This is a genomic window from Balneola sp. EhC07 (assembly GCF_001650905.1).
In the GTDB taxonomy this organism is placed as follows: domain Bacteria; phylum Bacteroidota; class Rhodothermia; order Balneolales; family Balneolaceae; genus Balneola.
Window position 1 is genome coordinate 189,019 of the sequence record NZ_LXYG01000017.1, and the last position, 20,838, is coordinate 209,856.

The 20,838-nt window shown below is 39.1% G+C and carries 20 protein-coding genes; 11 read left to right on the forward strand and 9 right to left on the reverse strand.

The genetic code is table 11. The features are described 5' to 3' along the window. Nucleotides 1–19: 19 nt before the first annotated feature. The 5 genes from A8B79_RS10000 to A8B79_RS10020 all read right to left on the reverse strand — a co-directional run bounded on the left by A8B79_RS10000 (nucleotide 20) and on the right by A8B79_RS10020 (nucleotide 5,191). A complete protein-coding gene (locus A8B79_RS10000) occupies nucleotides 20–1,486 on the reverse strand; it encodes an OmpA family protein (RefSeq protein ID WP_082894138.1) in 1,467 nt (488 codons plus the stop codon). Between the two features lie 96 nt (nucleotides 1,487–1,582). Further along, the gene (locus tag A8B79_RS10005; protein ID WP_066221847.1) at nucleotides 1,583–2,251 is read right to left on the reverse strand and encodes a nitroreductase family protein; all 669 of its coding nucleotides are present in this window, start codon (nucleotides 2,249–2,251) and stop codon (nucleotides 1,583–1,585) included. Nucleotides 2,252–2,334: 83 nt separating this feature from the next. After that, nucleotides 2,335–2,757 (reverse strand): YciI family protein, encoded by a 423-nt coding sequence (locus A8B79_RS10010; protein WP_082894139.1) that lies wholly within the window; start codon nucleotides 2,755–2,757, stop codon nucleotides 2,335–2,337. Between the two features lie 10 nt (nucleotides 2,758–2,767). After that, complete coding sequence (locus A8B79_RS10015; protein ID WP_153038416.1) at nucleotides 2,768–4,906, reverse strand: hypothetical protein; 2,139 nt, start codon at nucleotides 4,904–4,906, stop codon at nucleotides 2,768–2,770. Nucleotides 4,907–4,909: 3 nt separating this feature from the next. After that, complete coding sequence (locus A8B79_RS10020) at nucleotides 4,910–5,191, reverse strand: DoxX family protein (protein ID WP_235603654.1); 282 nt, start codon at nucleotides 5,189–5,191, stop codon at nucleotides 4,910–4,912. A 244-nt stretch (nucleotides 5,192–5,435) separates the two neighbouring features. Here A8B79_RS10020 and A8B79_RS10025 point away from each other — a divergent pair, with 244 nt between their 5' ends. Beyond that, the gene (locus tag A8B79_RS10025; protein ID WP_082894140.1) at nucleotides 5,436–6,386 is read left to right on the forward strand and encodes a DUF4097 family beta strand repeat-containing protein; all 951 of its coding nucleotides are present in this window, start codon (nucleotides 5,436–5,438) and stop codon (nucleotides 6,384–6,386) included. Nucleotides 6,387–6,453: 67 nt separating this feature from the next. Here the strand turns inward: A8B79_RS10025 and A8B79_RS10030 are convergent, their stop codons facing one another. Beyond that, nucleotides 6,454–7,761, reverse strand: coding sequence for a metal-dependent hydrolase family protein (locus A8B79_RS10030; protein ID WP_066221864.1), 1,308 nt, complete (start codon nucleotides 7,759–7,761; stop codon nucleotides 6,454–6,456). 167 nt (nucleotides 7,762–7,928) lie between these two features. Between A8B79_RS10030 and uvrA the strand changes: the two genes are divergently transcribed. Continuing rightward, on the forward strand, nucleotides 7,929–10,736 hold the full coding sequence (uvrA, locus tag A8B79_RS10035) for an excinuclease ABC subunit UvrA (RefSeq protein ID WP_066222870.1): 2,808 nt from the start codon (nucleotides 7,929–7,931) through the stop codon (nucleotides 10,734–10,736). A gap of 29 nt (nucleotides 10,737–10,765) precedes the next feature. Here uvrA and A8B79_RS10040 read toward each other — a convergent pair whose 3' ends face one another. After that, entirely contained in the window at nucleotides 10,766–11,956 is a 1,191-nt protein-coding gene (locus tag A8B79_RS10040) for a serine hydrolase domain-containing protein (protein ID WP_066221867.1), read from the reverse strand. A 154-nt stretch (nucleotides 11,957–12,110) separates the two neighbouring features. Between A8B79_RS10040 and A8B79_RS10045 the strand changes: the two genes are divergently transcribed. The 9 genes from A8B79_RS10045 (at nucleotide 12,111) to A8B79_RS10085 (ending at nucleotide 19,972) form a co-directional block, all read left to right on the forward strand. Beyond that, a complete protein-coding gene (locus tag A8B79_RS10045) occupies nucleotides 12,111–12,701 on the forward strand; it encodes an outer membrane beta-barrel protein (RefSeq protein ID WP_082894141.1) in 591 nt (196 codons plus the stop codon). Between the two features lie 66 nt (nucleotides 12,702–12,767). After that, on the forward strand, nucleotides 12,768–13,496 hold the full coding sequence (locus tag A8B79_RS10050) for an outer membrane beta-barrel protein (protein ID WP_066221873.1): 729 nt from the start codon (nucleotides 12,768–12,770) through the stop codon (nucleotides 13,494–13,496). Between the two features lie 147 nt (nucleotides 13,497–13,643). Then, on the forward strand, nucleotides 13,644–15,089 hold the full coding sequence (locus A8B79_RS10055) for a hypothetical protein (RefSeq protein ID WP_235603661.1): 1,446 nt from the start codon (nucleotides 13,644–13,646) through the stop codon (nucleotides 15,087–15,089). A 29-nt stretch (nucleotides 15,090–15,118) separates the two neighbouring features. After that, nucleotides 15,119–15,985: a prolipoprotein diacylglyceryl transferase gene (lgt, locus tag A8B79_RS10060; protein ID WP_066221875.1), complete on the forward strand. Its 867-nt coding sequence runs from the start codon at nucleotides 15,119–15,121 to the stop codon at nucleotides 15,983–15,985. Continuing rightward, nucleotides 15,986–16,744 (forward strand): ABC transporter ATP-binding protein, encoded by a 759-nt coding sequence (locus A8B79_RS10065; protein ID WP_066221876.1) that lies wholly within the window; start codon nucleotides 15,986–15,988, stop codon nucleotides 16,742–16,744. It begins immediately after the preceding gene. Between the two features lie 57 nt (nucleotides 16,745–16,801). Continuing rightward, the gene (locus A8B79_RS10070; protein ID WP_066221878.1) at nucleotides 16,802–17,266 is read left to right on the forward strand and encodes a hypothetical protein; all 465 of its coding nucleotides are present in this window, start codon (nucleotides 16,802–16,804) and stop codon (nucleotides 17,264–17,266) included. 75 nt (nucleotides 17,267–17,341) lie between these two features. Further along, nucleotides 17,342–18,184, forward strand: a complete 843-nt coding sequence (locus tag A8B79_RS10075) for a mechanosensitive ion channel family protein (RefSeq protein WP_066221879.1) — start codon at nucleotides 17,342–17,344, stop codon at nucleotides 18,182–18,184. A gap of 570 nt (nucleotides 18,185–18,754) precedes the next feature. Beyond that, the gene (locus A8B79_RS10080; RefSeq protein WP_235603664.1) at nucleotides 18,755–19,435 is read left to right on the forward strand and encodes a hypothetical protein; all 681 of its coding nucleotides are present in this window, start codon (nucleotides 18,755–18,757) and stop codon (nucleotides 19,433–19,435) included. 57 nt (nucleotides 19,436–19,492) lie between these two features. Next, nucleotides 19,493–19,972, forward strand: a complete 480-nt coding sequence (locus tag A8B79_RS10085) for a DUF6174 domain-containing protein (RefSeq protein WP_066221881.1) — start codon at nucleotides 19,493–19,495, stop codon at nucleotides 19,970–19,972. Here the strand turns inward: A8B79_RS10085 and A8B79_RS10090 are convergent. Beyond that, nucleotides 19,969–20,322, reverse strand: coding sequence for a TerB family tellurite resistance protein (locus tag A8B79_RS10090; RefSeq protein WP_066221882.1), 354 nt, complete (start codon nucleotides 20,320–20,322; stop codon nucleotides 19,969–19,971). The genes A8B79_RS10085 and A8B79_RS10090 overlap by 4 nt on opposite strands. Before the next feature lie 8 nt (nucleotides 20,323–20,330). Continuing rightward, nucleotides 20,331–20,807 carry a GAF domain-containing protein gene (locus tag A8B79_RS10095; RefSeq protein WP_066221888.1) on the reverse strand — a complete coding sequence of 159 codons (477 nt, stop codon included), beginning with the start codon at nucleotides 20,805–20,807 and terminating at the stop codon, nucleotides 20,331–20,333. Between the last annotated feature and the right edge of the window lie 31 nt (nucleotides 20,808–20,838).

Genomic DNA, 20,838 nt, shown 5'->3' on the forward strand with positions numbered 1-20,838 from the left:
TAAAGGTAGAAATTAAATTCTACTTATAAGAAATGTTTAGTTCCACTCTTCGATTTTTTAAACGACCATTGGCGGTATCATTTGTAGTGAGTGGTCTTGTTTCGCCATAACCAACAGCTTTGATTCTGGAAGCGCTTATGCCTCCGTTAACAAGATGTTGTTTTACGGCTTCTGCACGTAATCTGGAAAGCTCTAAATTATAGTCATTATTTCCACGGTTGTCGGTATGACCTTCAATACTCAATCTCAGATCGTCATCTTCACTCATTATTTTAACAAGTTCATCAAGATCATCCAAAGAAGTAGGGTCAATATTTGCGGAATTTGTAGCAAACAATAGGTTTTGGAAGATAACATCAAGCTTTCGTTTTACCTCAGCGTTTACTTCCGGGCAGCCTTTATTTGGCTTAATTCCTTTTAAAGCAGGGCAGTCATCTTGCTTATCAATAATGCCGTCGCCATCGCTGTCAGGGCATCCGCCAAATTCAGCAGTTCCGGCAAAAGCAGGGCAAAGGTCTACTGAGTTTTTAATGCCATCGCCGTCATCGTCTGGGCAGCCATCAGTAGCTGATGTCCCTCTTACTTCTGGACAAAGGTCTTCTCCATCAGGGATCTTATCGCCATCTTTATCTGCACATCCTTGAAACTCGAGAGAACCTGCAATATTTGGGCAAGCATCTTCGAAGTCTACAATCGAATCTCCATCTGAATCTGCACAACCACGGTTTTCAGCTGTACCAGCTACATCAGGACAAAGATCTTGAGAATTAATAATGCCGTCACCATCATTGTCAGGGCAGCCGTTGCTCGCAGCGCTTCCCGGAATTTCGGGGCAAGCATCAACTTTATCTTTTACACCATCTTTGTCGCTGTCTTTAGGACCGGAAAGACGAAATTTTAAACCAATAGAATGGATAACAAAATCGTCATGATCTTTGCGATCTACATTGGATTCACCATCAAGGCCATCCGTTAAAGTTCGGTTATAAGTTGATTTAATTTCTAAAACGGCTCCTTCTGAAACCGGGAACTCAAAACCTGCTTGAATAGGTATTTCCTGATATAGTTCATCGCTTATGGAATTATTCTTTCCAAAAAAATACGAAACACCATAACCGGCACCTATAAATGGCCGAACAAAGGCATCCTTTTTGAAAATTATATCGTTGGCAAGATTGAAATCTATCATGAGATTATTGCTCAAAAATAATTTTCGAAATCCCGGGTCCATATTGTCTGTATCCAAAGAGCCGTAATTGAACTCGTAATTTAGATCAAAGGTGTTATTCAAATAGCGATGTACTCCTAATCCTACAGATACATCTGTGTAGACTTCGGGTTTAAAAATTTCATTGGTAAAATCTCCGTCATATTGATGAGTTCCAATATTTAAGGAAATCCAGGTTTTGCTGTCGCTGTTTTGACCATATACCCCAAATGAAGTGATTCCAATCATTAAGAGGAATAAAAGTATCGTTCGTTTCATATTGTAATCCGCTTGTTAATTTTTTGGATTACACTAAAGGTAGGTGTTAAAGTTCCGAATTTACCGTTTAAATATTTTAATTAAAGACTTCTAAAGTTATATAAATGAGGATATTTCATTCAGAGCTTTTTTCTTGATATCAGGAACTTTAACATCGTCAGCGGGATAGCCAACTACTAATAACAAAAATGGTTTTTCATTTTCAGGCCTGTTCATTACTTCATTCAGAAAGCCCATAGGACTTGGAGTATGAGTTAATGTGGCGAGACCGGCATTATGCAGTGCAGTGATCAACATCCCGGTTGCGATACCAACAGACTCTTTCACATAATAATTTTTCTCTTTGTTTCCTTCTTCATCTAAAGCATAACTTTCTGAGAAAATTCCTATCAAATAGGGAGCTTCTTCCAAAAAGGGCTTGTGTTCATCAGTGTCAAATTGCTCAAGATCATCCAGCCAGTCTTGAGGAGCACGCCGGTGGTAAAACTCATGCTCTTCATCTTCAGCGGCATCACGGAGTTGCTTCTTTATATCTGCCGATTCAACAACGGCAAAATGCCAAGGTTGTTTGTTTGCGCCGTTGGGAGCTGTTCCGGCGGCTAAAATGCAATTTTCGATAATTTCTCTTGGAACACTTCGTGAAGAAAAATCCCGAACCGTTCTTCTTCTCTTTAGATCTTCATAAAAACTTATAGCCCTCTCCTTCATTTCTTCAACTGAATACTCTTTATAATCTTTATGAGGCAAAAACTGGTACTTATTCATTGTGTCTTATCGGAATTTTAAGATTTATTGATGGTACGAAATATAGGTGACAGAGAAAGTAAAGTTTTAATAACAGAAGTTATTCACTTCACGACACTTCCTTTGGCCAGCCACCAAGGTAAAGCCTCAATAATCAAACGGCCGGCTTTTACAGCGGGGTCTTTGCTTGCAAGAGCAACAGCTTCTTCTTTCGTGGCAACGGCATAAAGTGAAAATCCTTTGATGGTTTCGTCTCCCTGACTCGGCCCGTTCAAAACGATGATCTCTTTTTTATAGAGACCGGCCAAATATGCAAGATGTTCCTGTTGAATTTTGGAAGCTTCCTCTTCCGATTGGCTTCTGTTCGGACCTTCTTTCAGAAACACGATGAAGTATTTTTGCATCGTAAAATCCTGACCTTCCCAATTATATTCGAACGTTTCCGGGACGGCCGTTTTTGTAGAGTCTTGTGCAAATAAAGACGGTGAGCAGAAAGCAATGAGGCTAAAGAGAAGTAAATTTTTCATGATCTGAAGTTTAATTAGCGGTAATTCTTGAATAAACGAAATTTCTCCATTCTTTCAATTCGGTTAGTCGTTCGGAATATCTTGCTCTGAGAGGGAGCTTGTCGATTGAGCTTATCATTAGATCAGCATCACCAATAGATTCATTTAGTACAAGCCGCAGAATCATTTCTTCGTAAATATCAAACCAGTCGGCATTTAACGGCTCTTTAGATATAAAAGAGGTAGCAGTCGGCAGATAGTAATTTGTAATTCCAAGCTCTATTGCTTTAGCCGTTGTCATCATTTTGACGGGGGTGTTTAACCTGACCATATCGTTAGCCAAAGGTATCTTATTTTTATACCGAGCTGTTAAAAAAGCATCCCAATTCAGGGAGTCAGATCTGAGTTCGTAAGAGTATTTAAAATTGCGGGCATCGGAAGAGTCTATTTGTGGTTTTAATTCTAGAAGTAATTTCTGAGCCGAGGAAATATCACCATGAAGAAATAGCGCATCTGCATTTAAGATCCGCAAACTCAGAAGAGTGTCAGAAGCATCAAATGCATACAAAGCGGTGGCATAATTTCTGTGCAAAAGTTGTTCTCTGAGCCAGTCTCTTTTTATAAGCTTATTACCGGGATTGAGTTCGTAAAGTTGTTCAATAGTTTCTAAAGCTTTGGCGGTATCCTGATTTGAAACATGAAAATTATATTCATCCCATAACTGCTGTTCTTCAGTAAATGCGTGAGGACAATGTTTTTGAAATAAAGATCTTCTACTGAAAATGAATTCTGAAATCTGTTTATCAACTGAGTCAATTTCTACGGTATTTAAATGCTGATGCCAGCCATCAACCAGTTCTTCAAAGGATACAGGATAAGAGCTTTCAAAATTATTGGCGGGATACGCCTTTTTAAAATACTCAACAGGATAATTGTTCAGTAGAAATTGCACAAAAGAACCCGCGGTGGTATAGCTGATGGAAGAAGCAGAACTATAGAAACCTGAATTGGAAAGAGCGTTTTTCATTTGTTGCGGAGAAGGATAGGAAGATTCAGCAGAAATGATCTGGTCTAAAGTTGACTCAGGTGATGCGTCTTTTGCTATGGCTTCAGCAATTCCTTCTATCATGCCGATGCTCCAGCTTCCATTAAAAAGGGAATTCCCAAACTGTTTAGATATAACATGAACCAGTTCGTGTTTCAGAACTCCATCAAGATGTTGTTTGGCAATGTGAAGCTGATCCTGAGCTAACCAAATTGGTACATAACTGGTGAACTTTGCTCCAACCAGTTTTTTCTTCTGCCAGGAATTTGCATAAATATAACTCTCTATTTTTCTACCTTCTGGCCAATCTATTTCCAGAATGTCTATGATCTGTTGAAAATGAAATTCATGACGAAGAGCCCAATATTCCATTTCCTGATCAGTGAAGTTGTTTTCCTCAAAGTAAAGATCAAAGTTTGTCGTTTGATAATGAGCGGAAAGTTCTTCTTTGAGGGTTTCGCGCGGAGTAATAATTCCCATCTCGTCCAGATTCAGATAGCTGAATAACAGACACCCCAGAGCTAAAAAAGTGACGATCTTATTTTGAGTGGTTTCTGACCAGTTAGGAAGGATCCAAAGCAGGATGATCCAGAGAATTGTGATCCATCGAAAGAAAAGCAGACTTTCACTAACCTGAAGAGCTTCATCATAAATTGGACCCGGCCAGGCACCCCACACATGATTGAAAAAATAGACTTGAGGAAGAGTGAAAAACTCGATCATCCAAACACCCAGACTGCAAACTAAAAGTATCAGAAAAGAAAGAACCGCCGGTATCGGAGCGTTCAACATTCTGCATAACCGACCTATGGAAGCTCCAAAGAATACGCTAGGTGCCGGAAGTAGAATCCAAAATGCAAAACCGTCAAAAGTTAAACAACCGGTGATGAGCGAAGAAATAAATAAAGGAACGGCAATGATGTAAATATAGCCCATTATGCCGATCGCTAAACGAAATGAACGTCCTTCATCTTTAGTTTTTGCCAAAGCTATTGCTGAAAGGAAACAACCAATAATGGAGGAAAGAAAAGCAGATTCAAAATGGAGATCTCTTAACAGTGGAAATAAAAGTAAAAGCGCACCGAGAGCAAGTGGAAGAAGTATTTTGAGATAACGCCGTTTCACAACCTAACCAATTTTGAGTTCAGCTGACCAATACACCCAATAAATGAGTACGAATTGAAGTGGGAGACGAAGCAAAGTGAGACAAGTATATAAAGTCCAGCCCTGCTTTTGATAAGCTTTTAAGAACATATCAATATTTGCCGGAAAAACGGCAATAAGCAAAAGGATCAATCCCCAAGCCGCATATGTTCTTGTATAAGGAATCAAAATTCCAATTCCTCCCATTACTTCTGCAACCCCACTCCAAAAAACCATTGCTTTGTGGTTTGGTATGTAATCAGGCATAATTCTTAAAAAGAATCCCGGATTCACAAAATGGTAAATACCAATAGCTATAAATAGAATTCCAATTATTATGTTGTGGGTAGATGGAGAAATAATATCCGGGTTTGTTAATATTATGGATGATACTCATTCAAAAGCATCATCGCTGTAACTTTTTTCAAAATCACGAGTCTAACATCTGCGGTATTGAAACATCAATGAATGATAACCGTACGGAGTTCAGAACAAAAATCGGAGTTTGAAAATGGACAGAGCAAAAAGATTTAAATTACAAGTTGCAGTATCGATGGTGTTCACATTTGTGATCATGCTTACTGCTGTTAAGATGGGTTGGGCACAATCATCAGATGATGCATACAAAATTGAACGCTTTGCTGTAAATGATGGCGTTAAGATCAATGTAGAAACTTCCGGCGGGAGTATTGATGTGATCGGAAAAGACACAGACGAAGTAACCGTTGAAATGTATGTTCGAAAAAGAAACAAATATGTGCAGGCTAATGACGAAGATCTGAAAGGATGGGAGATTGAGATTTCAGAACGAAATAATACAGTAACAGCACATGCCAAAAGAGAGAATTCAAGAAACTGGAACTGGAACAGAAACACTCCTTCAATTTCATTTGTGGTTTATGCACCGGTTAGATCTACGAGTGATGTAAGAACCTCGGGCGGAAGCATTGAGTTAATAAATTTAGAAGGAAGTCAAACAGGAAGGACCAGCGGCGGCTCCATTGTTGCAGAGGATATTCGCGGAGAAGTGAACATCAGAACATCCGGAGGCTCTATAACTCTTAGTGAGATCGTAGGAACAACAGAAGCCAGAACCAGCGGCGGAAGAATACGAGCTGAAAATGTTGATGGTAACCTTGACGTAAAAACATCAGGTGGAAGTATTTCATTAGAAGGAATCTCAGGAAGTGTTGATGCAAGCACAAGCGGTGGATCAATAAATGCGGAAGTAACAAATCCGAATGATTTTATTAATCTGAGAACCAGTGGCGGAAGTATTACCGTAACCGTTCCTGAAGAAAAAGGTTATGATCTGGACTTGGATGGGAACAGAGTGCGCGCTGAGTTGAAGAATTTTACAGGAGAATATGAAAGAGACGAAGTAAAAGGATCTGTAAACGGAGGAGGAATTAGAATTAAGGCTAAAACTTCCGGCGGTTCTATTCGTCTTAATTACAAGTAGAGCTTTTTTATATCATACTATTGTTAGTTATAAAAGGTGAGGGTGGATAGTCCTCACCTTTTTTTATTTACTTCAATTTATAGATAACGCCACTTTTCATTACAAAAGTAATATTCTTTAGTTCGCTGATGTCTTCCAGTGGGCTTTTATCCACAGCAATAATATCAGCTGATTTTCCCTCTTCAATGGATCCTATCTGATCTCGCATCCCTAAAAGTTCAGCAGCATTTAAAGTTGCTGTTTTGATAGCTTGACTTTCGCTCATTCCGTAATCAACCATGATCTCAAATTCGCGGGCATTTTCGCCATGTTTGCTTACGCCGGAATCTGTGCCGAAAGCAATATTAACACCACCTTTTAACGCGCGCTTGAAAGAAGCTTCTACAACAGGAACCACTGTATTTATTTTATCGACTATTGCCGGAGGGATTTGATCGTTTACAACCAATTCATCCCGAACAGAAATTCCTGCTAACAGCGTTGGAACTAACCAGGCATCGTTTTCTAAAAATAATTTTACAGATTCGTCATCTAAATAAGAACCGTGATCGATTGAGCTCACGCCTGCGCGCAGAGCTGCATTTATTCCATCTGCAGCGTGTGCATGAGCGGCTACTTTTCTGCCTAAGCTATTTGCAGCTTCCACTATGGATTTCATTTCTTCATCGGTAAGTTGCTGATTCAGACCTGCAGCGGTATTACTTAAAACACCACCGGTTGCCGTAATTTTAATGACTCCGGCGCCTTGTTTTACTCTGGCACGAACAGCTCTTCTGCAATCATCTGCGCCATCACAAATGCCGACATTTTCATCCAGTTCAAGTATTTCTGTTCTGTAACCATGTGAATCTCCATGGCCTCCGGTTGCAGAAATTGCGCCTCCCGAATATATAATTCTTGGACCGGCAATAAGGCCCTTGGCTGTAGCTCTTTGTAAAGCACCGATCAGTTCAGCATCAGCGCCAAGATTTCGGACAGTAGTGAATCCGGCGTTTAATGTTCTCTCTAAATAGGGCAAAGATTTGAAAGCCAGATCCTGCTCATTCATTGTTGTCCATTCGTGCGGATTCGCATCCGGATCGCGCTCCCCGGTAAGATGTGTGTGCATATCAATAAAGCCGGGCATCACAAATTTGTCTTTCAAATCGGTTACTTCAGCATCATCAAAACCTAATTCTGATGAAGACTTAAAACCTGAATGAACGCTTTCGATCACTCCGTTTTTAATAACGACCGTTTGATTTGATAAAGGTTTTTCACCGGGAATAGCCAGAAGAGAGCCGGCATGAATGATCTTGATGTTGTCTTGAGCTGAAATTGAAGCTGAGAAGGTTAGCACCAAAAGAAAGAGGAAAAGAGATTTTATATATGACATAATTGGGGGTTAGATTTTCTGAATTAAAGAATGTATTGAAAGTGAGGGAGATCAAGAAATAAAAAGCCGGAGATTGAAATCTAATGTCAAAAATTTTTGTTGAGAACGATGCCCAAATAAATGAATCAAAACATTATATTGAAGGTTCGATTTTAATAACGGAGAATATGTCCACAAAAGAAACGGCTACTGTTGAAGCAAAAGAGGAAGCGCTGGAACGACCAATTATAATAAAAGGCGCGAGGACTCATAATCTCAAGAATATAGATGTAGAAATTCCGAGGAATAAGCTCACGGTGATAACAGGGGTATCGGGTTCAGGGAAATCGAGCCTGGCCTTTGATACAATTTATGCGGAAGGTCAGCGACGTTACGTGGAAAGTCTTTCCAGCTACGCCAGACAGTTTCTGGAAAGAATGGATAAGCCGGATGTCGATTTTATGCAGGGTATTTCTCCGGCAATGGCCATTCAGCAAAAAACCACTTCGAGCAATCCGCGTTCAACTGTTGGAACAACAACCGAGATCTATGATTATTTAAGACTGCTGTTTGCCCGAATTGGAAAAACAATTTCTCCGGTATCCGGTAATCAGGTCAAAAAAGACACTCCGAAAACCGTTATTGAAGAGGTCCTTAAGCTGATGGAAGAAGGAGACCGGTTTTACGTTCTTTATCCGATTCCTCAGCACGAAAAAAAGAAACTGGACGAAGAGCTGAAGGTTTTAAAGGAAAAAGGTTTTAGCAGGCTTCTGAATATCAATGACGAAAGCATAATAGACCTGACCGATGGCGACATAGACACAAAAAAGATCAAAAGAAAAGAGTTCAGGGTTCTTGTGGATCGCTTGATCCTTAAAGATGATGAAGCAACCATCACAAGGATAGCCGGATCGCTGGAAACAGCTTTTCAAAACGGAAGCGGAAGGTTATCCATCAAAAAAAGAAATGGAGATGAATTTCCATTCAGCGAACGATTTGAGTTGGATGGAATTGAGTTTACAGAGCCAACTCCGCAAATGTTCTCGTTCAACAACCCGTTTGGAGCTTGCCCTAAATGTGAAGGTTTCGGAAAAGTATCAGGCATAGATGAAGATCTTGTGATCCCGGATCATGAAAAGACGATCCGAAACGGAGCCATCGCACCGTTTACAACTCAGAAGTTTAGTACCCATCTCAGAGATCTGATAAAGGTAGCGTCGGAAGAAAAGTTTTCAATTGATACTCCTTATTCAGAGTTGCCGAAAGAGGTGAAGAGTATAATTTGGAAAGGAAAAGGAAACTATATCGGAATCTGGAACTTTTTCGATACAGTGAAAGATCAGGCGTATAAAGTCCATATGCGTGTGTTGTATTCCCGTTATCGTGGATATAGTCGATGTCCGGAATGTGAGGGGTATCGGGTAAGAAAAGATGCACAGTACGTGAAAGTTGGTGGGATGCATTCCGGAGAAGTGTCTGAGTTAACCATTGGTTATGCCAAAGACTATTTTGAAGGACTTGAACTAACAGAATTTGAGCAAGGAGTAGCAGGACAGATCCTATACGAGATCAGAAAAAGATTGAAATACCTGGATGAAGTTGGGTTGGATTATCTCACACTGGATCGACTTGCAAATACTTTGAGTGGCGGTGAGTCGCAAAGAATAAGTTTGGCGAATGCTTTGGGCAGTTCGTTGATCGGCAGTATGTACGTCTTGGATGAACCAACAATAGGTTTGCACCCCAGAGATAACGACCGGTTGATCAAAATTCTGGAATCCCTGAGAGATATTGGAAACACAGTTCTGGTTGTGGAACATGATCCGGAAATGATGAAGGCAGCTGATAATGTAATCGATATCGGACCTTTTGCAGGAGTTCATGGTGGAGAAGTAGTATTTGAAGGCAACTTTGAAAATCTTCTTAAATCGGATACGCTTACCGGAAAATTTCTGAGCGGTAGAAAGCAGATCGAAGTTCCGAAAAAGCGCAGAAAAGGAAATGGGAGATCTATAAAGGTTGAAGGAGCCAGCGAGCATAATCTCAAAAATGTAGACGTAGAATTTCCTTTAGGAAAGATGGTAGTAGTAACCGGCGTTTCAGGATCAGGGAAGTCTACATTAGTGCACGATACGGTTTATGCCGGCATCCAAAAACATATTGGTTCTTATAACCAGAAAGTGGGTCGGTTTAAAGATCTTTCGGGAATGGCAAGCGTTCACAATTTAGAAATGGTGGACCAAAGTCCGATCGGTCGTTCTTCCAGATCAAATCCGGCAACCTATACCAAAGCGTTTGATGGAATTCGGGATGTGTTTTCGAATACTCGTCAGGCAAAAATAATGGGCTACACTCCGGGGCATTTCTCATTTAACGTGCCGGGCGGGAGATGCGAAAACTGTCAGGGCGAAGGGATTCAGAAAATAGAGATGCAGTTTATGGCTGATATCGAACTAGTTTGCGAAGTTTGTAACGGCGCTCGTTTCCGAAAGGATGTATTAGCTGTAAAATACCGGGGTAAGAGTATTCATGACGTACTTGAAATGCCGATCTCTGAAGCTATCGAATTTTTTGTGGATGAAACCACGATCATAAATAAATTACAGCCGTTAGAAGATGTTGGATTAGGGTATTTAAACCTGGGACAAAGCGCGACAACTCTTTCGGGTGGAGAAGCTCAGCGTGTGAAATTGGCCAGATTCCTAACCAAACAAAGTTCCGAACACACCATTTACTTTTTTGATGAACCTACGACAGGATTGCACTTTGAAGATGTAGCAAAACTTTTGGAAGCATTTAACGAATTGGTTAATTCAGGTCATTCTGTAATAATCATTGAGCACAATCTGGATATAATAAAATGTGCTGACTGGATCATTGACGTTGGCCCGGAAGGCGGTTTTGCAGGCGGTCAAATTGTAGCAGAAGGTACACCTGAAGACATTACAAAAGTGAAAGAGAGCTATACAGGGCAATATTTGAAGGAATATTTGTAGAAAGTTGGTTTTCCGATATAGCTGTACTTTTATTGATCATATGGGATATACCTTTCCCACTTCCAGGGAGTGTACACATCGCCAATAGTTATCTCTAAAAGCTCTTTAAAGATTCCTTCTGCGTTATCGCTGTTGCTCATAATAATAATGCCGGTTTTTTGTTCGGGAAACATAATTGAATAGTGCTCCCATCCGCGATCACTTCCTTCTTTAAAGGCGCCGTAACCATAAGGAGATTTGAGAAGTCCCCAGCCCATTCCGTAACTTAATTCGATATCATCATTTTCGTCCGTATCCTGCCAGACCTCTACTCCAAATTGTGCTTTTGAGTTAATTCTTACTGATGGATCGAACATCAATTGAGCGAGTTCGGAGTCACTTGAAGCTTCTCGCAATATATGTCCAAAGAATTTTGCGTAGTCATCAGGAGTGGTTTCCATAGAGCCTGCTGCTCCGGCTTCATCTTCGGTATCTTTGGGAATAACTTCGTGTTCAGAGCTATGTCCATTAACAAAAACTCCTTCAAAACGCTCTTGCCAAACATAACTGGTCATTGTCATCCCGAGAGGACCAAAGATTCTTTCTTGGGCAAGTTCCTCCAAGCCTTTTCCCGTTACCTTTTCTATAGCGTATTGTAAAAGCATCATGCCTTCTCCCGAGTAGCTGAATCGAGCACCCGGATCAAAGAAAAAGTGAATTTTCCCATCTCTGTCAAAATCGAAAGACTTATCTAACCAGCGCCAATTCGGAAATCCCGTGGAATGGTTCAGACACATTCTCGCTGTGATATCTTTATAACGGTCATCTCCGGAAAGGTTAGCAAATCCGCGCCATTCCTTTTCAAATTCCAGCTCAGGAATAGGAACATCAAAGTATTCCTGAAGCGGAGTGTCAAGATCAATGGTGCCGTCAAGAACGAGATCAGCTACTAAATAACCAAAAACAGCTTTGCTGAAAGATGCTCCGTAAAAGACCTGGTCTGTGGTTAGCGTATCTTTAGTTTCATAGTTAGCATAACCAAACCCTTTTTGATAAGCTATTTCATTATCGTTGAAAATAGTAACTGCTAAGCCTGTGATCTCTGCCTCATCTATCAGAGTTTGAATACGTTGGGTAAGATCTTTTTCTGTAATAGTGTTTCCGTCAATATGCTCGATATTGTCTTGAGAGCAACTGCTGAATAAGATCAGAATAGAAAGAAAGAGTAGAGAATATGTCATTATAGAATCTGTGAAAGTTATCGTCCCTTTCGTTTAAAAGATCATGATGTTTCAAAAAGAGAAAATACTCTCCATCAGGCCTTAAAATAGAATATGGAACCATCTTAGCTGTATGGAGTTGAAATGATGGTAACAAATAATCAAAAAACCTGATATGAAAACTATTCAAAGATTTTGTTCTCTATTTATGATCTTAATTCTAACGGTGGGATTGTCATCACAATCTAAAGCGCAATCTTTACCTGAGTTTGGTGTAAAAGGAGGATTAAACTATTCGACCTTTAATGATACAGAAAACGTAGAATATAAAACCGGATTCCTGATCGGTGGGTATGCAAATTTTAAAATTCCAATGAGTCCTGTCTCAGTACAGCCGGAGGTTTTATATGCCCAATATGGAGCGGATGTTGAAGACTCAGATGCAAGCTTTGTAGTTAATTATGTGCAAGTACCGGTATTATTAAAATTTGGATTTGAAACACCTGCAGCTAAACCAAATGTATATTTTGGTCCATACATGAGTTTTAATACAAAGGCAGAAATAGAAAATGATGACGGATCTCTAAACTTAGAAGATAATGCTAAAGACACTGAATTCGGTGTAGTTGTTGGAGCAGGAGTGGATGTAAGTAAAATAAGACTTGGTTTGAGATATACAGCAGGTTTAAGTAATGTAGCTGATGATGATTTTAATGACTCAGCTAAAAATGGAGCATTAGCTCTTACGATAGGTCTCGCATTCTAAAAGATAAATTCCCTATTATAAAGCAGTTTCAAATTATGGAACTGCTTTTTTTATGTGATTTATTTTATGCAGAAATTTCTAATCGTTTTCTTATTAATAGGTATATCATCTGAGTTTTCATACGCCCAACAAAACCGCTTTGGGATGAAGTCCGGAGTTGCGCTTTCAAGCATGTCACATCAGCAAACAGAAATTGGAGCAGCAAATATCGAGTGGGGAGGCAGGTCTTCATATCAAACGGGAGTGTTTTACAACAGGAGGCTTAAAAATTCATTGCTATCCTTTCAGATAGAGGTTGATTATAAAAATCTCGGCACTGTATTCAGAATAAATGATGTTGACCCAAGAGTGGCCCCTTCTGCAAAAGCGAATTACGAATTCGAGCATATTGGGTTTTCTATATCACCACGAATCGATCTTTTCCCGGATAATAAAATTAATCCCAATTTCATGATCGGCGGCATCATGGAAGTTAAAACGAATTCAGAGGTTATATTTACATCAAATGTACCCGACCCGGACAGATCGCTGGACAATTTCTTTTTTGGTGGAGATATAAATGAACACACCGAAGATTTTCTATACGGCTTTGTTATGGCAGGAGGAATAGAATTTGCAACAAATCCTGTGATCATAACTCTTGAAAGCAGATACACTTCTTTATTTACACCGGCTTTTAATGAAAGTGTAGAACAAATGCCGCTAAATCAACAAACATCTATTCTAAAAATAATGGAAGACAGCAGACACAATTATTTTAGTTTTCTAATTGGCTTCAACTTTTATTTTGATTAGTTATTACTGAAGACGTAAACTCTATCTAATTCATCAAAAGACGTCATGTTTGGCCGGCTACTTGCTTTAAATTGGAAAATTTTTGTTTCAAACCTCAACAGGTTCCAGTTGTTGCTGTTGATAGGTTATATCATGTTTTTGGGGATCATGACGGTTAATCTGGTGGGGACAGCGATCGTTGTAATTCTTCTGGACACCGACCCATGGATGAAAACGCAGATTCCCTGGCTCACCCCCGAGATCTATACTTTTCTGCTCTTAGTTTTTGCAAACTCCTATTGGGTTATGCACTTCTCCTTCACAAATCTGAGACTATTAAATATTTCAGAAAACAGAAAACTGCTTGGTTTTGGATTTCCTCTGAAAAGACTTTCGCGATATTTGATGATTATTGGATTTTGTCATCCCGTGAATATCATTTACAATTTTACCTGGCTTGTATTTTTGATGATTCAGGTTTCTCACTTTTATCAAGTGTTGATCGGAGTGGCTGCAATTATCTTTAATTATGTACTGATTTATTCTATCAAACACCGATTCATTAAGATCGTAGAGAGAAGGTTTATCGGAGTTGTAGTAGGCTTTTTGTTTCTGATATTCGGTCTGTTTCAGGCTGTGTCACTTTTTGCAGAAAACTCACAAGAGATATTCATTCAAATTGTTCCAAGAGTAGAAACACTAAATACCTTTTTATCCTGGAGTCCCGGTGGATTACTTTTACAAACTGTAAATGTTGAATATGGATGGATAACAGCGGGAATAATTTTCGGATTTCTGATTCTATTGATAGGACTGATTCTAGTTGATCACTTTCGGAAAACATGTGAAGGCTTAATAAATCCAACGATCAGAAAAGCAGAGCAACAGACAAGCAAGTTGTGGACTTTCCTGAGACGTGTGATGGGGGTAAATGCGGGAAAGTATTATTATTACGTGATGATTCACCCCTATAATAAATTACAATTGCTTACGCTGGCAGTTGTCCCGGTTGTTTATGTTCCAATCCTGCTTCAGGTAAAATACAGTGCCGCTCAAACTATATTAATTCCGACTATACTTGCAGGAATTCCCGTAGCGCTGCTCGCAATGGGGATGGCAAACATGTATGGGTATGAAAACAGGGAATTACTTATGCACTTACAGTTTCCTATTAAACTGGAAAAACAATTGAAAGAAAGATTTTTAGGCGTGATCATATTTCCGTTGATGGTCTTTTATATAATCACAATTTTTGAATTATTATTAATTCCTCAAATAGTGGGTGTGTATAAGATATTTGTTGCAAACACCTTCTTTTTTCTCTGTTTTATGGTGCTTTTTATTTGGAGTTCTTACTACCAATATCAAAAAGCGACATACTCCTCAATGAGTTATAAACATCCCATTATACCTCAAAAAGTAACTTTTGTAATCACATTTGTAATTTTTTCGATGGGCTATCTCATTTTTGTGCCATTAGAAAATCTGGAATGGTACAGAATTACAATTATGAGCGTGGTTATTGTTGTAATAGGAGTTTACCTTTGGAGACATATGAGTTTTCTTGTAAATCTGTTCAAAAAGCAGATATTGAAAAGACTTTGGACTGAATAACATATATCTAAAAGCACACTACTTTACTTATGCTTCCTATACATCTTGATCTTGGCTTTACTCAGATCTATTTCTACGAAGGAATTTACTTCCTGATCTCCATTGTACTTGGTATATGGTGGGCAAAAGTACGCGTTGAAAAATACGGCGGGAAAGTAGAAAAATTTGAAGGTCTGGTAGTCTGGTCTATTGTTGGGGCGTTAATAGGAGCCAGACTTTCTCATTATGTGTTTTGGCAGTCAGATGTGTTCTTCGAAAATCCGGGAATAATTTTTAGTCCGACCGGAGCAGGAAACAGTATTACGGGTGGATTAGTAGGTGGAATGCTCGGCGGTTATTTCTATGTGAAACGCAACAACATGAATTATTGGGAATACTTTTCTCTGCTTTCGCCGGGGGTATTATTAGGACAGGCTGTTGGTAGAATAGGATGTTTTCTAAACGGAGATGCTTACGGAACAGCGACAAATTCGTTTCTTGGAGTTCAATTCCCCCGCTATGCAACCACCATTCCTAGCTTTGAAACGGAATACAGGCTTTCAAGCCCATCGTGGGAATCAACTACAGGTTTACCCGGGCAGACAGAAACGTTAAGCGCGCCTGTACACCCCACACAGCTGTATGAAATGTTTGGTGATGTAGTATTGATATTGATCGTTCTTTGGGTTTTTAAAAAGATCTGGGATACGGATAAAAAATCTCCGCTTATTTTCTTTATTCATACAGGTGGATATTCTTTACTGAGATTTGGGCTGGAATATATCCGTGCGGACAAAGAAGGAGTTACTATGTTCGGAATGAGTAATCTGCAAATGGCATTATTACTTTACGGCTTATTTACTATCGGTTACGCCACAAAATATTTTCTCAATAAAAGACCTAAAAAAGGGACATAGATGAGTGAAGCCATTTCAATAAGAGGCCTGATAAAAAGCTATGATGATAACATTGTTCTGAAGGAACTGGATCTTAGTATTCCAAAAGGTTCTATTTTTGGATTGATCGGACCCAACGGCGCAGGAAAAAGCACGCTGATAGGAGTTCTTACAGGATTGTTGTCTTTTGATGAAGGCTACATCACCATAGATGAAATGCGTTTTATAGATGAGAACGAAGAAGCAATAAAGAAGGAAATAGCGTCCGTTCTTCAGCCACCATTATTGTTCGAACAGTTTACAAGCATCGAATTCATTGAGTATGTATGTGAAATTTATGAAATCGAGAAAAAGGGCTTGATCGAAAAAGCTTATTCTTTAATGGATTTTTTTGAGATCAAAGATTTTGCAAAGACAAAGATCCATAAACTTTCCTCCGGTAGTCGTAAAAAACTCGCTTTTGTCACGGCCGTTTTAACAGAGCCTGTAGTTTTGTTGCTGGATGAGCCTTTTGAGGCTGTGGATGTAATTTCTATTGAAAGAATGAAAACGGTCCTGCGCAAGCTGAAAGACAAAGGCGTGACCGTTATCATAACGAGCCACATTCTGGAAGTTGTTGAAAACCTTTGTGATGATATTGCAATACTACATCAGGGAAGAATTATAGCCTATCTGGATTCCATCAGTAGAAAAAGCCTGAAAGAACACTCAACACTTCAGGAGATCTTTTCGGAGTATGTGAAAGTGGAAGGCAAAGACGATATTGTGGATTGGTTGTAGAGTAGTAGTAAGACATAAGACCTAAGATGTATGATTTGAGACATAAGATTTAAGAATATGAATCGAGACCGAATTTTAGCGATGATGTTGTTTTCTATTTCTGCTTCTATAGTGTGGATTGTATTTTTAATTATAGCAGAAGGAACACTCAGATTTAACTTATACACTATTGGAGGTTTTGGTGCAGCAGTCGCAGCAGCATGTATAAATTCATTTTGGTTCGCGACAAAGATTATTGAGAAGAAGGTACTTTACGCAGCGTTTTGGGGTTTCATTATAACTTTACTAAGCTTTTTATTAGGATCAGTTTTATTTGGTATCGGATTTGCAATATATGATCACTTTTTCGGGCCTCACGAAATATTCACAATTGAAACGATTGCGGACATCTTTCGATATATGCTGGGTGCATTTATGATATCGGTAACATTAATGAGTCCAGGGTTTTTAATGGGAGCGGGAACTGGTGTAATATATCTTAAATTGATTCAAAGGAAAGAGATTGGTTTTCTTAATACTTAAATCATAAGACGTAGGAATTGGCCTGGTTCCGCACGCTCTGCGTCGGAACTAAGACCACAACAGATTTAAACAACTATGCAGACATTTCAGGACAGTTTTTCTCAATTTTTTGAGCGGGCGCTAAACTCAGCTCCGACCATTATCAGTGGAATAATTGTGCTGATAATTTTTATAGGATTTGGTTTGCTCGCCAGTCGCGGATTAAAAAGACTTTTAGGTGCCAGGGCTACATCCACCAAAAAACTTCGTCTTGTTATGAGGCTTACCCGGTGGGGATTTTACCTGATCGGAGCAGTTATTGCATTGCACATTATGGGATTAACCAAGGCGGCATCAGGAGTGTTAGCAGCCGGTGGGGTTCTGACAGTTGTGCTTGGTTTTGCTTTCCGGGAGATCGGAGAAAACCTGCTTGCCGGGCTATTCATGTCTTTCAGCCGTTCTTTTGATGTTGGAGACCTGATAGAAAGCAATGGGATTCAAGGAATTGTAAAACAGATCAATATCAGAGATGTGCATGTGCGTACCGGCGATGGAATTGATATTTTTATTCCTAGCGCGATCATTTTTAAAAACCCATTGAATAATTATACGAGAGATGGGCTTCGCCGATCCAGCTTCAACATTGGAATTGATTATGGAAATGAACCTAAAAAGGCACTCGAATATTTGTTGGAAGCAGTTAAATCAACCGAAGGTGTGCTTGAAGATCCGGCTCCGGCTGTAATCTTATCTAATTTCTCTGATAATTACATTCAAATACAAGTTCAGTTCTGGATCAATACCTTTTTAAAGAACAGTGATCTGCAGCAGATTAAAACCAAAGTAATGAACGCCAGTCATGCCACACTCAGAAAAAACGGTTTTACATTCAGTTCTGAGGTTAGCACAGCCATAGAAATGTTGAACAAGGAAAGCTAAATTAGCATAGCAATACATTTCCAAAGGATGGTTCATCATTGTAGATGCCATTTAATTTGTTGACAGTTTTTACTATTACTTGCTGAAATAAACCATGCCCTTAGTATTTAAGACGGAAAAGAGAACATGATACGGATGCGTCTGCGAAGCAGGAATAATCCTTTCTGGTGAAGAGTGTACTAATTACCTCAGAATGAACGAAGACCTTTAGGATTATTCAGCGCAGGATCAGTGAACCCGTCTTAAATACTTCGGCTTGATCTTTTGCTACTTTTGTATCAAGACAAAAGTAGGTGCCCTTGTGTTAAGTTAAACCTGTGAACAGAATTCCGTTTCTTTGTTAATGTACTTTTGTATCGCTACTGATTTTCATCACCACAGGCGCCATTACAATAACCCCCGCCAATAATTCTTGTCGGGAGTTTTTGGTACTTTTGTCGGTACAAAAGTACATAGAGCCGAGCAACTAAATATTAAGGGCGAATTTTCTAAAACCATCACTACTAACTGAACAAAGAATCTTATTCAAAAAAATCTTTTATTGAAGGAAACCAAATCATGGAGACCACTATGAAAAAAGTAACAGGATTTATTTTAGCGGTATTTTTAACAACATCATTTACTCTTGCTCAAAATGCAGCAGACGGGAGCAAACCTCAGGGAGAAAACCTGAAAGTACCGAATGGTTGGGAATGGAGATTCGATAAAGCTGGCGCCGATGTGAATGTTGGTTCCGATTCAGAATCCGCAGATGTGTTTTTTGTAAATATGACTCCGGGTTGGCATATAACCACCGGACCCGCAGGAATCTATTATCACGCTGAAAACAAGGCAGAGGGAGACTTCACGCTGGATTCCAAGATCTATCTTTTTGACACAAAAGGCAGAAACAGAGAAGCTTTCGGATTATTTATTGGTGGTCAGGATCTCAAATCAGATGATCAAAGCTACATCTATTTTCTTTTGAGGAACACAGGAGAATTTCTGATCAAGAAAAGAACAGGTTCTGAGACTTCAACCATAAAAGGTTGGACAAAAACCGATGCAATGACCATGTTTACAGAAGAAACGGAATCCACAGCCGAGAATAATTTTCAGGTAAAAGTGGCCGGGAATGAGATTATCTTTTCATTAAACGGAGAAGTTTTAAGCAGTATGGAAAAAGGAGAACTGAATACGGATGGACATTATGGGTTCAGGGTAAATCACAGTATAAATCTGCATATTTCCAGTTTAATACTGTCGGAGTAGCAACAATTTTTTAGAGTGGGATACGTAGATCATAAAGATCTAATCAAAAAAATATCAATGAAAAAAAGTATCCTTTTAGTCTTCCTGCTTCCTCTGATCTCGTGTTCATTATTTACTAATGAAAATGATGGATATGAAGTGGCTCTGGCTAAGTGGGAAGAATCAAAGTTAGTCGACTACGAATACAGATATGATCTGGGATGCTTTTGTCCGCAACTCACGCCCGCGGTATTAGTAATAAATGCAGATACGGTTTATCAGATTCTGGATCCTTTCGAAAGAGATTCTGTGATGGTTCAAACAGGCGAAAACACATATGAATATGCAGGAGAGGTTTACAAAGACTTTTTTAAAACCATTGATGAACTTTTTGAAGTCATAAAAGACGCCAGAGGTGCTGATAAATTGAAGGTGGAGTATAATGAGGAAAATGGATTCCCCACCAGAATCGAGATAGATTATGATAAAAACACTTCAGACGATGAGGTGCTCTATACAGTTTCTAATTTTATCCCATACAGGATTATTGCCCACTAAACGCCCAACTCGCTTTTGATAGCATCCAATTTTTCTTGTTCGGCTTTAGAAATAGTGCCATCGCAAGCAGCTATTGCTTCCAATAAACTATAAGTAAGCTTCTTTCCATCATCAGAAAAACTTCTGTTAATATGGTCAACAGCTTCATTAGCCATTTGTTTAACCTCATCTGTTCCCATTGCAGAAATCTGAGACATGGTTTTTTGGAATGTCTCCATATCATATTTCATATTGGAAAGAATTCTTTTCACGGCTTCTTGTTCTTCATAAGAAATGCTTCCGTCGGAACTTTCGATCCAGAAAATAAGGGTATCAATTGATGTTTCGTCAGTAAGGGCGTAAGTACTCATAGTATTATTTAGAATTCGTTTGACAGTAACGTACAAATTTTTTCAAGAAGTTCCTTTTTCTCTTTTGAAATGGAATTCTTTGTGTTGGAATCAATATCTATTTGTGCAACAAAACGGTCGTCCTTCATGATTGGAACAACAATTTCAGACTGAACATGATTGCTGCAAGAGATATAGTTTTCTTCTTCACTAACATCCTGAGACACAAAAGTTTGGTGACTGACGGCTACTTGTCCACAAATTCCTTTTCCATAAGGGATGGTGGTATGATCTGTTGGCTCGCCCACAAAAGGCCCCAGCTTTAGCTGATCTTCAACATCAGGATCTGCTTTGTAAAAACCAACCCAGTCAAAATGTTCAACATTATCCTGAAGAAGTTCACAAATGCTGAAAAGCTTTTCATCCAGTGAAATTTCTTTTGAGAGCACATTCTCAACTAAGGGAAGTACCATTTCTTCGAGTGATATTGATTCTGTTGTTGTCATTTAATTTCTGTTGCAATGAAGATATAAGATT